This window comes from Mesorhizobium sp. IMUNJ 23232 (assembly GCF_044326205.1).
Lineage (GTDB): Bacteria > Pseudomonadota > Alphaproteobacteria > Rhizobiales > Rhizobiaceae > Kumtagia.
The window spans coordinates 1-12,542 of the sequence record NZ_JBIRCY010000022.1 but is presented as its reverse complement, the minus strand read 5'-3'; the positions used below and the strand labels follow the sequence as shown (position 1 = coordinate 12,542).

Sequence of the window (12,542 nt, the reverse complement as noted above, 5' to 3'; positions counted from 1 at the left end):
TGTCGACGCGCTCTTCGGCTTGCGTCGCGGCAAGTTCAGATCACCACGAAATCCACGTTCTGCAGGAACAGATACGGGTCAAGCGTAGCGAAGTGGACCGCCGCGCCGCTGCCTGTCCCGTCCGCGTCGTAGACGAGTTTTCCGGTGTCGCTCTCGTAGATGATGCGGTCGGTTGTCAATTGCGCCGCGCCGCTCGTGTTTGCGCGGAATGTTCCGAACTGCAGGGTCCCGGCCGGGCCGACCAGGGTGAAAATGGCATCGTCGAGCTGGATCGTGTCATCGGTGAAGTCGAAATCGGCGATGGTGTCGACATTGCCGGCGTCGTCCAAAGCTGTGTTGAAGATGAAGGCATCGCTGCCCGCGCCACCGATCAGCGTGTCGTTGCCGGCGTAACCTTTTATAATGTCGTCACCGGCGCCGCCATCGATGAAATTGTCGAGCGCGTTGCCGTTCAGCCGGTCGGCGTAGCTCGATCCCGTGAGGTTTTCGACCGATTGATAGCTGTCGCCCGCGGCGTCCTTGGTGTTGATCGCGGCATTGGCGAGGCTGGCATAAACGCCCGCGGTCGCGCCGGCATAGGAGGCGGTGTCGCTGCCCAGTCCACCGGACAGCTTGTCACCGCCGGCGCCGCCGATCAGCACGTCGTTGCCGGTCCCGCCGCGAAGCTCGTCGCCGCCGCCGTAACCTTTCAGCGTATCGTTGCCGTCATCGCCGCTGATGACGTTTGCCCCATTGTTGCCGTTCAGCGCGTCGGCGAAGTCGCTGCCGCTGAGGTTTTCGATGTCGTGGTACTCGTCGCCGGCGGCGTCACCCGTGTTGATGGAGGGGTTGGCGAGGCTGGCATAGAGGCCGGACACCGCCGTGCTCGTGCTGTAGTCGGCGGTGTCCGATCCGTCGCCGCCATAGAGGACATCGGCGCCGCCTTCGCCGGTGATGACGTCGTCGCCGGCGAAGCCGAGAAGCGTATCCGCTCCCTTGTCGCCGGAGATGCTGTCGTTCCCGGCGAAGATCAGATCCGACAGTTGCTCGTTCGTAAGTGTGCGGAATTGCGAAACGTCGACCGCGAAATCGTCGATGGAGACGGCTACGATCGGGAATCCCGTCAAAGCGCCGCTGACGGACAGGATTTCATAGAAGTAGTTCGCGACGGTGCCATGGATTTCGACGAGGTTTCCGGACCCGTCTTCGTCGAAGGTGAATGAACCGCCGAAATCCAGGGAATCTTCGACATAGAAGTGCCCAGACAAGGGTGGCGGTTCACCGTAGGGGAAACCGAGAGGCCCCACACCGAGATAATCGCTGCCGTAACCGTATTGGTCGACCTTCGAAGGCAATAACTGACTGTAGACCAGATCGCGCATATCGATCGAAAACGTCGTGTCGAGCGTCGAAACGCCGAATGTCGCCATTCTTTCCTCCCGCCGGTTTTATTGAAGAACAAAGTATACACTTTCAACCCTGGGTATCAACGTCATTCTTTTTGGATTAGCCAAAGTAGCTTTCATCGGCCGAAACTTATCGCAGTACGATCCGGCGACGGAGCGTGCCGGCTGCCGCGCGTTTGGTTCGGGCGGCGGCTCGTGCTATCGCCTGAGCGGCTTCGATCCATGACGGCAAGGCGGAGAGCGCATGGCTCAATATCTCGGCTGGCTTCTGGCTCTATTGTTCCTGACGGCCTGCCTCGTGCTCGGATTCTTCATACTGGCCACCCGCCGGCTGGCGCGGGAAGCCGAGAAGCGCGTGCCAGCCAGGGGCCGGTTCGTCACGGTAGCCGGCAACCGCCTGCATTATGTCGAGGCGGGGCAGGGGCGGCCGATCCTGTTCCTGCATGGGCTGGGCGGGCAGTTGCACCATTTCCGCCACACGCTGTTTTCGCGGCTGGCCGGCGATTTCCACCTGTTCGCCCTCGACCGGCCCGGCTCGGGCTATTCGGTGCGCGCCGGCGGCGCCACCGGCCGGATCGGCGAGCAGGCTGCGATCGTCGCCGCCTTCATCGACGAAATCGGACTGGAGCGGCCGCTGGTGGTCGGGCATTCGCTTGGTGGCGCTGTTGCGCTGGCCCTGGCGCTCGATCATCCGGACAAGGTTGGCGGGCTCGCCCTGCTGTCGCCGGTGACCCATCAGGAGAGCGCAGCGCCGCCGCAGTTTGCGGCGCTCTCCATCCGTTCGCCGCTGAAGCGCCGGCTGCTCGCCCACACCACGGCAATCCCGATGGCGATGAAACATGCGCCGCAGACGCTGGCCTTCGTCTTCGGCCCGCAGGCTGCGCCGCAGGACTACATCATCGAAGGCGGCGGCATCCTTGGGCTGAGGCCCAGCCATTTCGAGGCGACGGTGATGGATTTCGTCGCGCTGGAACATGAAGTCGCGCGCTATGAGGCGCGGCTGGAGGAACTTGATATGCCCGTCGGCGTGCTGTTCGGAACAGCGGATCAGGTCATTCGCCACGAGGATCATGCGCTGCCGCTTGCCGGGCGGATCAAGCATTTCGAACTGGAATTGCTGGAAGGCGTGGGCCATATGCCGCAATTCGCCTTGCCCGATCGTGTTGAGGCATTTATCCGCCGCATGGCCGAAAAGGCGTTCGTATAGGCCCTTGCGCTCGCGGGGAAGGCGCCGTTGAAACAACACCGGACCGAAGATGCGACGCAAGCGCGCCTGGCAGGCAAGGACGCGAGGCCCGGCGACGATGTCCCGCTGCTTCCAGAGCTGGAGATGGCGGCCGATGCTTTACCCTCCGGAAACAGGTTCCGGCTTTCTGGATCGCGGGTTTGGAGTTTCATCGTGAGGCATCGGGTCAGCATTCAGGATCTTGGCGTCATCGCCGCGGTCCTGCTTGTGCTCGGCTATGTCGCTCTGGAAGTCGATATCTTCGCCAATGAGAGCGGTGTGTCACCTCAGGAGGCGACGATCGATCTCAACGAGATGCTGCTGCTGGGCACGGTGCTGGCCGTCGGGCTGCTGATCTTTGCCATCCGCCGTTACTACGACCAGAAGCGCGAGATCGGTCGCCGTATCGCGGCGGAGCGCCAGGCGCGCGAACTCGCCTATCAGGATCCGCTGACGGGGCTGGCCAACCGCCGCCAGTTCGACGAAGCGCTGAAAATGGCGGCGGCCTCGCCGCCGGCAGCCGGCTCTTCGCATGCGGTGCTGCTTCTCGACCTCAACGGCTTCAAGAAGATCAACGACAATTACGGCCACAACATCGGCGACGAAGTGCTGACCATCGTCGCGCATCGCCTGTTGCGGGCGGTGCGTGACGGCGACCTCGTCGCCCGGCTTGGTGGCGACGAGTTCGTGGTGCTGGCCCAGCATCTGATCGGGCCGGAGGCCGCCGCCAACATCGCGATACGCGCCATCCAGAGCTTTGACGAGACCATCATGACAGGCGGCGTCCTGCATCAGGTCGGCACCGCCATCGGCATCGCGCTCCTCCCCGCTGACGGCCACACCGGCGACGAGGCACTGCGCAAAGCCGACCTCGCGCTCTACAGGGCCAAGGCCGAACGGCGCTCCAGCTTCCGCTTCTTTGAGGAGGAGATGGACCGCTACGTACGTGAGCGCGACCGGATGGAGAGGGATTTGCGCGTGGCGGTCGAGAAGGATTTGATCCGGCCGCGCTTCCGGCCGTCTGTCGATCTGATTTCCGGCCGTGTGCTGGGTTTCGAGGCGGTGCCGAGCTGGAGGGCGGCGGACGGCACCGAAATCCCGCCGGAACGTTTCGTGCCGATCGCCGAGGAGACCGGGCTGATACACACCGTGGCGCGGCGCATGCTCGAACTGTCTTGTGCTGCCGCCCGGCAGTGGCCGAAGGACATCACGCTGTCCATAGACCTGCTTTCCTCGCAACTGCGCGACCGTGAGCTTGCCGCAGGCATTCTTCAGGTGCTGGACGCCTCGGGCTTTGCGCCGTCTAGGCTCGAGATGGACGTGGCCGAAAGCCTGATCGTCCAGGATTTCGACGCGGCCAAGACGGTGCTTGGGCCGCTGCGCGCCGCCGGCGTGCGAATCGCCCTCGACAATTTCGGCACGGGCTACTCCAACCTTTATCACATCCAGGAGTTCGGCTTCGACAAGGTCAAGATCGACCGGCGTTTCGTCGAGAAGATGGAGGAGGAGGACGCCGCCAAGGTGGTGCGGGCGCTGGCCGGCCTCGGCCACGGGCTGGGGCTGGCGGTCAATGCCGACGGCATTCCGCAGTCGACCGGCAATTCGATGCTGCTCGCCTCCGGCATTCGCGAGGGACAGATGTCGAGCGGCCTGGCGTCGGCGGAAGAGGCGGCGCGTTGCTTCGATCCTTCCTCGGCCAAGGGCGACATGAGGAGTTTTACGGGCTGACTGTCCGCCTCGGTCAGTCTGGAAAATCGAGGATTGCTGCCGGCGAAGGCTGCTGTTCCACGTCTGTTTGATCTTGCCGCCTTCTATTCAGGCTGGTCAAGCACGCCGAAATCCTGCGATTTTCGGCCGCTCTCGGCTTGCAGGAAACCCTCTCCGGCGAGGCCTCGCCGCAGCAGTTCGCGCACGGCCGCCGCACGGCTCGGCATGCGGTTCTTGAACCGGAAATTCTCCAGCGCCCCCAACTCCTCGGCGCTGAGCATGATCTGCAGGCGTTCGGCCCTTTCCAAGTCTGCCATTATGCTCTCTGCGGCAAATAAGTAGAATGAGTAATTGCCGTTATATAGGTAGCAGGCGGATGTGGCGTCAAGGGATTGCATGAACACAAAGACATACTTTTCCAATGTAGTGCAAAGTGATTGAGAGGCGGGCTTCACAACATCGACTAAGTTTGCTAACTAATTGAAAAAACTATATATTTTTTATTTTCCGCTTGCGTTGCGAGGATGTATGGCGCAATGTTCGGCATGGGCAGTTCCCAGGAGGAAAATGCCGTGGTCGACTTCCCGAAATGGCTGCTTGCAGACCTGAGACTTGAGGTGCAGCGGTCCTTCGTACGCGACGGTATCGTCGATGTCTCGCGTGTTGCCGAGTGTATCCGATCGCGCAACGAGCACTGCAATCTGGCGCTCGAGGACTTCGAAAGCGAGGTGTTGCAGGCTGCGACGGAGTTCGGGGTACCAATGCTGTTTGACTGCCTGGAAGCCGCAGAAGCGGGCAGCAAGGCGAACAGAGTCGAACTGCTCACCCAAGGTCCGGCCTGGATCGTCCGCCTGACGGAAAAGGGCGCGGTCGACGAGCGGCACTTCGAGATCGAGAGCCATGCGCGGGCTTTTGCATCCGGCCAAAGTTTTCGTCTCGGTGCGTCGCTGCCGGTGCTCATGAACGGCCAGGCCGACACCCCTGCGAAGTAAGCCTGATCCGGGCAGCCCGCCGCCCCTTGCAATCCGCCGCCGCTCCGCTAAGGCTGCATGCCAAGCGGACGTGGCGGAACCGGTAGACGCAAGGGACTTAAAATCCCTCGGGCTTGCCCGTACGGGTTCGATTCCCGTCGTCCGCACCAGATTGATTTCACCGCGTTATTTGATGTGTCGATGTTTAGCACGTACCCTGGCGTTTTTGCCCTAGGGTACGCATGAGGGTACGCGGAGCAGGATTTCGGGGAGGGTAGGGGCTCACTCAATCAGGATTTCCGCTTCTTTCGTGGCCCGGGCGATAGTTGTATTATCAATAGACGCAATTGGATTAGGCAAAAGCGAGGGTCACGCTTCCGGGTACAGAGGACAATTACGATGAAGATCGAGGCATTCCTTCCCCTCGCCACCTATCCAGAGCCGAATACGGACGCCGCCGCCTCGACTGCCGTCGAGTTCGCCGCCGGGATCGGCGCCAGCCTTCACGCTCTCGCGCTTGCTGTAGACATTCCGGATGTCTCCAATACCTTGTCACGCCTGTTGCTTGACACGCCCGGAATGATCCGAAAGGCCGAGACCGCGAGCCGAAAGAGCGGCGAGCACTTGCTCGACATCGTCAAGGAAAAGGCCACATCCGCTGCCATTGATGCAACCACAGATACGATTGCCGCACCTCTTGTCTCGCTTGGAGACGCTGCGGCGATGCATGCCCGCTATTTCGATCTCAGCCTGATCGCGTGGGAGGCCGGCAACGCGTCAGTTCGCATGATGGCAGAAGCTGTCATTTTCGGCTCGGGTCGCCCAACAATCCTGCTGCCGGCGATGCCAGATATCCCCTTGATCGAACACGTTGCCGTCGCCTGGGATGGCAGCCGGGTCGCCGCGCGCGCCGTTGCCGACGCAAAGTTCTTTCTGGAACGGGCATCGCGTATATCGGTCATCACCGTTCTGGATGAAAAGCCGCTGAAGCAAAACGACGCCGGAGAGCGGCTCGCGACCAGACTGCGCGATTGCGGCCTCGCAGCCGAAGCCGTGCGAGTCACCGCCGAAGATTGCCCGATCGCCGAGACGCTCCAGCAAACAGCGTTGCAGAAGGGTTGCAGTTTACTTGTCATGGGTGGCTATGGCCACTCCCGCATGCGCGACTTCGTGCTGGGAGGAGCCACGGAAGGCGTTATCAGCAATCCTAGGCTTTCGGTGCTGCTCTCGCATTAACGATGCGGCATTTGTCGGCGTTTCACTCAATCAGGATGTCAGCCTCTTTCGCGGCCTCGGCGAACGCCTTCTGTGCCTTGGCCAGCGCCGCCCGGTCGTGCGCCGCTCCATAGCCTTCGATCGGGGCGGCCCGGACGCGGCTTGGGTTTGTTTCGCGCCTACATATTTTGTGTAACTTGTCCGGCGCGAACGTCTGGGAGGAACCGGCCGTTCCGGCCGCTGGCCTCTACCCCGCCCCAAACGCCCAAGGCCTGCGGCCCCTGCCTGCACGCGGCGGGATCGTGGCGGATCACTTAATGCAGGACTGACCTTTCCTCCTCGCCATCCACTGGCGCCCGCATGCTGCCACCGATCGCAATGCGGACCCAAGAGTGGACGGGAAGAAATTGACTTAAAATCCCTCGGGCTTGCCCGTACGGGTTCGATTCCCGTCGTCCGCACCATGTTGGCATTTTACACACAATGTTGCATTTTGCCCGTTATAATCAAAAAAATGACCGAATTTGCCGCCCGCAAAGAATTTTCGTCTTGCATTCCGTTGCAAAACCCCACATAAATGACCCTAGGGAACGTTGGGGCGGGTTTTATCCAGTCTGTCCGTCCAGACTTTTGGCAGGTGTCCAATGAGACGCGTGGTTACCGTAGCGATTGCCGGACTTCAGTTCGAAGTGACCGTGTCACAGCGCGACGGCAACGTCTGGATGGCCTACGGTGAATTCGCCGATCGGGAGATCGCCTCCATGGACCGCAGCTTCGATGGCGCCGTCGACCGCTGGCTCGCGCATGCGGCCGAGGGCTCGGTCATGCATCGCCAGGCTGCCTGATCCACCGACGGCTGCACCAGGGAACATCTTCCGGCGCTATTGGTTGAGACCCAGCGGGGGGCATCCTCCAAAGGAGCCCTCAACATGAGACATATCGTCATTGCCGTATTGGCGGCCTCGCTGGCTGTTCCCTCCCTGGCCTTCGCCCAATCCTCGACCGGAACGGCGAACGAGGCCGCAACCACCGATTCGGGTTCCGGATTCTGGACCGGAGAGTGGATGCGCGACTTCTTCACCGATGAGAGCATGACCACGGTAAAAGCCTCGGCGGAAGCCCAGGCAGCTTTCGCAAAGATGTCGCCGGAGAACCAGGCCAAGCTGAAGACGGCCTGCCAGGGCACCTACGACCGCAAATATTCCGACATCTGCGAAGCCGCGTTAATGTAGGACTGGCCGTTGAGGGCAAAAAAAACCCGATCGCGGTGTCGCGACCGGGTTTTCTGCGATGGGAATTCCGAAGTTTGCGGCGCAAGGAGCCGCGTCAGCCCTCTTCCTCAACGAACACCTCGTCGCGCTTCTTGCGCACCGAAGGCAAGAGCACGATCACCAGCACCGCAACCGCGGCTGCCAGCAGCAACGCACTGATCGGACGGGTGACGAAGGTCGACGGGTCGCCGCGCGAAAGAATCATGGCGCGGCGCAGATTCTCCTCCAGCAGCGGCCCGAGCACGAAGCCCAACAGCAGCGGCGCCGGCTCGCAGCGCAGTTTCAGCAGGAAATAGCCGAGCAGGCCGAAGAAGGCGACGACATAGAGGTCCCAGACGTTGGAGTTCACCGAATAGACGCCGATGGAGCAGAACGCCATGATCGTCGGGAACAGCACGTAGTAGGGGACTTTCAGCAGCTTTACCCATAACCCGATGAGCGGCAGGTTGAGGATGATGAGCAGCAGGTTGCCGATCCACATCGAGGCGATCAGCCCCCAGAACAGGTCGGGGTTTTCGACAGCGACGTTGGGTCCGGGCACGATGCCCTGGATGATCATCGCGCCGATCATCAGCGCCATCACCGGATTGGCGGGAATGCCCAGCGTCAGCATCGGGATGAACGAGGTCTGGGCGCCGGCATTGTTGGCCGATTCCGGCCCGGCGACGCCGGCCAGCGCCCCCTTGCCGAATTCTTCCGGCCGGTCCGAGGCGCGCTTCTCGATCGTATAGGAGGCGAAGGCGGCGAGCACCGCGCCGTTGCCGGGCAGGATGCCGAGCAGGGAGCCGAGCGCGGTGCCGCGCAGGATCGGGGCGGTCATGCGCCTGAAATCCTCGCGCGTCGGCATCAGGCCGGTGACTTTTGCCATCAGCACCTCGCGGGTGCGTTCTTCCTCGAGATTGCGGAGAATCTCGGCGATGCCGAACAGGCCGACGGCGATGGCGACGAAATTCAACTGGTCGCCGAGTTGCGTGAGGCCGAAGTTCAGGCGCGGCACGCCGGAGATCACGTCCTGACCGACCAGGCCGAGCAGCAGGCCGAGCACGACCATGGCGATTGCCTTGATCACCGATCCGTGCGCCAGCGCCACCGACATGACCAGGCCGACGACCATCAGCGAAGTGTATTCGGCGGCGCCGAATTTCAGCGCCATCGCGGTGAGCGGCGGGGCGAACAGCGCGATCAGCACCGTGGCGATGGTGCCGGCGACGAACGAGCCGATCGCGGCGGTGGCGAGCGCCACGCCGGCGCGGCCGTTGCGCGCCATCTGGTAGCCGTCGATCGCGGTGACGGCGGAGGAGGATTCGCCCGGCATGTTGATCAGGATCGCGGTGGTCGAGCCGCCATATTGCGCGCCGTAGTAGATGCCGGCGAGCATGATCAGCGAGGAGACGGGATCGCCGATCTGGAAGGTGATCGGCAACAGCATGGCGATGGTGGCGGTGGCGCCGATACCGGGTAGCACGCCGATCAGGGTGCCGAGCAGCACGCCGATCAGGCAGAAGCCGATATTGGCGATCGTCGAGGCGGTGGCGAAGCCAAGCGCGAGGTTCGAGAACAGGTCCATGATCCGCCTCCTACCAGCGCAGCCAGGGGCCGATGCGCTCGAACGGCAGCCCAAGCCCGTAGCTGAACACCGCCGTCGAGAAGATGGTGAGCGCGACGGCCAGCGCGAATGCCATCCAAAGCTTCATGCGGTAGGATGCGAAGGAAGCGAACAGCGAGGTGACGAACACCGAGCCGATAAAGCCCAGGCCGCGCACGGTGAGGCCGAAGATCAACGGCGACAGCAGGATGAACAGCATGCCCCGCCAGGCGATGCGGCCGGCCGGCTCACCTTCCGTGCGTGCCGCCTGGACGAGGATGATGGCGCCGAGCAGCACCAGCAGGCCCGAAAGCGCCAGCGGCAGTCCGCCGGGGCCGATGCGCAGCCATGATCCCAGGTCGACCGTCAGCGACTGGTAGCCGAAGAGGAGCCCGGAGAGAATGAAGAACCCGCCGCACAGCGCGTTGGGCCGGTCGAAAGTCAGCGAATTCATCGTTTCTCCCCCTGTCATGTCGATGCTGCGAACCGGGCGCTTGACGATCGTGCCCGATGGCGTTTGTGCCGTCATCCCCGCAAGCCAAGCTGCTGCGGTCGATTGGAGCGGCAAGCAAGCTTCTCCCTTGTTGCCGGGAGAAGGTGTCGGCGGAGGATCGAGGGCGGAGCACGGTTCGGAACGTGCGCGATGTCCCCGCCGGTATCTGGCTCCGCCACCGGCCTGCCGGTTCGGCCGAGCCGAAGGATGGCCGGGCGGTGTCTCCCCGCGAACGGGGAGACAGCAGGAAAAACTCAGTCGGCGTACTGGCCGGCGGCCTCGATGATCGGCTGCCAGCGGGTGATCTCGCTCTCCAGCTTGGCCTTCAGCGCCGCCGGCGTCGCATCGGCTTCGGGCGAGGGCGTGGTGCCGAGCTCGGCGAAGCGGGCGACGACGTTGGGGTCCTTCAGCGCCACTTGCAGCGACTTCGACAGCCGCTCGGTGATTTCAGTCGGCGTGCCCTTCGGCGCGTAGAGGCCGTGCCAGATGGCGACCTGCATGCCGGGAAGCCCGCCCTCGTCGGTGGTCGGCACGTCGGGCAGCACGTCGAGGCGCTTCGGCGTGGTGACGGCGTAGGCCTTGATGGTGCCGCCGAGGATCTGCTTGGTGGTGTTGGTGGTCTGGTCGCACATGATGTCGACCTGGCCGCCGAGCAGGTCGGTCATCGCCGGGCCGGTGCCCTTGTAGGGCACGGTGACCAGCGGCGTGTCGATCGCCGACATGAACAGCATGCCGCACAGATGCGAGGCGGCGCCGATGCCGGCATTGGCGACCGTCACCGTGTCCTTATTGGCCTTGGCGTATTCGACCAAGCTTTTCAGGTCGGCCGGCTCGAGATCCTTGCGCGCCACGATGGTCATCGGCACTTCGGTGACCAGGCCGACATATTCGAACGCATTCAGCGTGTCGTAGGCGAGTTTGCGGTAGAGTGTCGCCGAAGTCGACATGCCGATATGGTGGAGGAGCAGCGTGTAGCCGTCCGGGTCGGCGCTGGCGACGCGGCCGGCACCCAGCGTGCCGCCGGCGCCGCCGACATTTTCCACCACGATCTGCTGGCCGAGATCCTTCGACATCGCCTCCGCGACTAGGCGCGTGACCGTATCGGTCGGGCCGCCCGCCGCGAAGGGGACAACCACGGTGATCGTCCGTTCCGGATAGGTCTGGGCATCGGCCGAATAAGCGGCCAGCGTGAACGAAGCGGCGACGGCAAGAGTCGCGAGCAGTTTTTTCATGAAAAAGTCCTCCCTGTCTTCAAGCATGCACCGGCCCGGATCGCGAAGCACTCCTCACCCACGCCGGCGGCTATGTCCTATTGCAAATGACGCAATATGACCGAAATGCAATGTCGCGAAGGAATTTTCGCAACCGCCATCCGCCGGCAATCAAAATTCCGGGTGGAAATCGAAACATCACGCCATCGCCATGGGTGGAAATCCACCCATCAGGCAACATCACGCTTTGGGCAGGACCGAAACAAGAACAGATTGGGCCGGCTCGCTCGGGGTGAGCGGCCAAAGCCGCGTGGAAACCGAGGTGAGTTCTATTATACCAGCGGCTGCCGCCCCTCATGCGCCCTTCGGGCACCTTCTCCCCGTGAAGGACCTATCGGATTCACATATCGTTGCATGGGGCTTCCCCCTAGCTTGCTTGTGGGAGATTTCCTGCACCGACTTTGACTTCACCGCTGTTGAGGCATGGATTCCCGACACTCTCCCCTCGCTTCGCTCGCTCACGAGGTCGGGAATGACGACATCGTCAAAGCCACAGCCAATCGCCCACGTCGGCGACTAGCGAAAACGGCCCATAACTGTCGTCATTCCCGACCTCGTGAGCGAGCGAAGCGAGGGGAGAGTGTCGGGAATCCATGCCACGACGGTCGCGAAGCCAAAGCCGATGCAGAAAATCTTCAGCGGTGGCGATTGGCGAAGTCGTCGCGGCCGTCGACTTCTACGGCTGTCCTATTCACACATCTGCGCATGGTGATCGAAGCAAGACTCAACGCCTGCCCGCGATAAATTCTGCTGGCACTTTGATATCACCACCGTCGAGGCATGGATTCCCGACACTCTCCGCTCGCTGCGCTCGCTCACGAGGTCGGGAATGACGACAATGATCTCTGGTTTCGGATAATCGCCAACGTTGGAGATTAGCTGAGGCAGACCATGACTGTCGTCATTCCCGACCTCGTGAGCGAGCGAAGCGAGCGGAGAGTGTCGGGAATCCATGCCTCGCACTCGAAGCTACAAAACCGGTGCGGAATCTACTGACCGGCGAGCCGCAGCCAAAATCCAGGATGCGTGAACATGACCGGGGCAAGGGCAGGGATGGTAAGAGGCGACGGAAGCCGCCGCTTGTCATACGATGCCCGGCGCCACGGGTTGTCCCGATCGCGGCTTTTGTCAGCCCGCTTGGTCATGCTTGTTTCGCGAAAATCCACGCGGGTTGCAGCTAACCATCTGTTCCTGCTTGGTTTTGCAAGCATGACTTTGTTTCCGGCCGGCCTTACGCCCAGGCCGGGAAGGCCCTGAGGCAGGCTGCCGCCCTCCCGAAAAATCAAAGCCTTTTCAATGTGTTGTGCTGACAGCGTGACAACAACCTCGCTTTTCCGTCATCGCCAAGGATTATTTTCTTAGGACCATTGCATATGTTCCCTATATGTTCCATATTGAATGCCGACCTTGTCCGGAGGA

General features: G+C 62.2%; 11 protein-coding genes and 1 tRNA gene. 7 read left to right on the top strand and 5 right to left on the bottom strand.

What is annotated here, in order from left to right; all coding sequences use genetic code 11:
• Window positions 1-35: 35 nt before the first annotated feature.
• The gene (locus ACH196_RS17085; RefSeq protein ID WP_396648113.1) at window positions 36-1,409 is read right to left on the bottom strand and encodes a calcium-binding protein; all 1,374 of its coding nucleotides are present in this window, start codon (window positions 1,407-1,409) and stop codon (window positions 36-38) included.
• Window positions 1,410-1,629: 220 nt separating this feature from the next.
• Here ACH196_RS17085 and ACH196_RS17080 point away from each other — a divergent pair, with 220 nt between their 5' ends.
• Both ACH196_RS17080 and ACH196_RS17075 read left to right on the top strand, forming a co-directional pair.
• Window positions 1,630-2,592, top strand: coding sequence for an alpha/beta fold hydrolase (locus tag ACH196_RS17080; RefSeq protein WP_396648112.1), 963 nt, complete (start codon window positions 1,630-1,632; stop codon window positions 2,590-2,592).
• Between the two features lie 192 nt (window positions 2,593-2,784).
• Entirely contained in the window at window positions 2,785-4,338 is a 1,554-nt protein-coding gene (locus ACH196_RS17075; RefSeq protein WP_396648111.1) for a putative bifunctional diguanylate cyclase/phosphodiesterase, read from the top strand.
• A gap of 83 nt (window positions 4,339-4,421) precedes the next feature.
• Here ACH196_RS17075 and ACH196_RS17070 read toward each other — a convergent pair whose 3' ends face one another.
• Entirely contained in the window at window positions 4,422-4,634 is a 213-nt protein-coding gene (locus tag ACH196_RS17070) for a hypothetical protein (protein WP_396648110.1), read from the bottom strand.
• Window positions 4,635-4,853: 219 nt separating this feature from the next.
• On the opposite strand from ACH196_RS17070, the gene ACH196_RS17065 reads away from it, so the two are divergent.
• From ACH196_RS17065 to ACH196_RS17045, 5 genes are all read left to right on the top strand, one after another.
• Window positions 4,854-5,309, top strand: a complete 456-nt coding sequence (locus ACH196_RS17065) for a hypothetical protein (RefSeq protein WP_396648109.1) — start codon at window positions 4,854-4,856, stop codon at window positions 5,307-5,309.
• A gap of 64 nt (window positions 5,310-5,373) precedes the next feature.
• Window positions 5,374-5,458 (top strand) — tRNA-Leu (locus ACH196_RS17060).
• A 229-nt stretch (window positions 5,459-5,687) separates the two neighbouring features.
• Window positions 5,688-6,524 (top strand): universal stress protein, encoded by an 837-nt coding sequence (locus tag ACH196_RS17055; protein ID WP_396648108.1) that lies wholly within the window; start codon window positions 5,688-5,690, stop codon window positions 6,522-6,524.
• Between the two features lie 623 nt (window positions 6,525-7,147).
• On the top strand, window positions 7,148-7,348 hold the full coding sequence (locus ACH196_RS17050; protein WP_396648107.1) for a hypothetical protein: 201 nt from the start codon (window positions 7,148-7,150) through the stop codon (window positions 7,346-7,348).
• 84 nt (window positions 7,349-7,432) lie between these two features.
• Window positions 7,433-7,735 carry a hypothetical protein gene (locus tag ACH196_RS17045; RefSeq protein ID WP_396648106.1) on the top strand — a complete coding sequence of 101 codons (303 nt, stop codon included), beginning with the start codon at window positions 7,433-7,435 and terminating at the stop codon, window positions 7,733-7,735.
• Window positions 7,736-7,829: 94 nt separating this feature from the next.
• Here ACH196_RS17045 and ACH196_RS17040 read toward each other — a convergent pair whose 3' ends face one another.
• From ACH196_RS17040 to ACH196_RS17030, 3 genes are all read right to left on the bottom strand, one after another.
• A complete protein-coding gene (locus ACH196_RS17040) occupies window positions 7,830-9,341 on the bottom strand; it encodes a tripartite tricarboxylate transporter permease (protein WP_396648105.1) in 1,512 nt (503 codons plus the stop codon).
• 10 nt (window positions 9,342-9,351) lie between these two features.
• Entirely contained in the window at window positions 9,352-9,813 is a 462-nt protein-coding gene (locus tag ACH196_RS17035; RefSeq protein ID WP_396648104.1) for a tripartite tricarboxylate transporter TctB family protein, read from the bottom strand.
• A 293-nt stretch (window positions 9,814-10,106) separates the two neighbouring features.
• Entirely contained in the window at window positions 10,107-11,084 is a 978-nt protein-coding gene (locus tag ACH196_RS17030; protein ID WP_396648103.1) for a tripartite tricarboxylate transporter substrate-binding protein, read from the bottom strand.
• Window positions 11,085-12,542: the final 1,458 nt, after the last annotated feature.

Coding starts and splice junctions, on each gene's coding strand:
- ACH196_RS17050 (WP_396648107.1), top strand. CDS start 7,148: ATGAGACGCGTGGTTACCGTAGCGATTGCCGGACTTCAGTTCGAAGTG.
- ACH196_RS17085 (WP_396648113.1), bottom strand. CDS start 1,409: ATGGCGACATTCGGCGTTTCGACGCTCGACACGACGTTTTCGATCGAT.
- ACH196_RS17065 (WP_396648109.1), top strand. CDS start 4,854: ATGTTCGGCATGGGCAGTTCCCAGGAGGAAAATGCCGTGGTCGACTTC.
- ACH196_RS17040 (WP_396648105.1), bottom strand. CDS start 9,341: ATGGACCTGTTCTCGAACCTCGCGCTTGGCTTCGCCACCGCCTCGACG.
- ACH196_RS17045 (WP_396648106.1), top strand. CDS start 7,433: ATGAGACATATCGTCATTGCCGTATTGGCGGCCTCGCTGGCTGTTCCC.
- ACH196_RS17080 (WP_396648112.1), top strand. CDS start 1,630: ATGGCTCAATATCTCGGCTGGCTTCTGGCTCTATTGTTCCTGACGGCC.
- ACH196_RS17035 (WP_396648104.1), bottom strand. CDS start 9,813: ATGAATTCGCTGACTTTCGACCGGCCCAACGCGCTGTGCGGCGGGTTC.
- ACH196_RS17070 (WP_396648110.1), bottom strand. CDS start 4,634: ATGGCAGACTTGGAAAGGGCCGAACGCCTGCAGATCATGCTCAGCGCC.
- ACH196_RS17030 (WP_396648103.1), bottom strand. CDS start 11,084: ATGAAAAAACTGCTCGCGACTCTTGCCGTCGCCGCTTCGTTCACGCTG.
- ACH196_RS17055 (WP_396648108.1), top strand. CDS start 5,688: ATGAAGATCGAGGCATTCCTTCCCCTCGCCACCTATCCAGAGCCGAAT.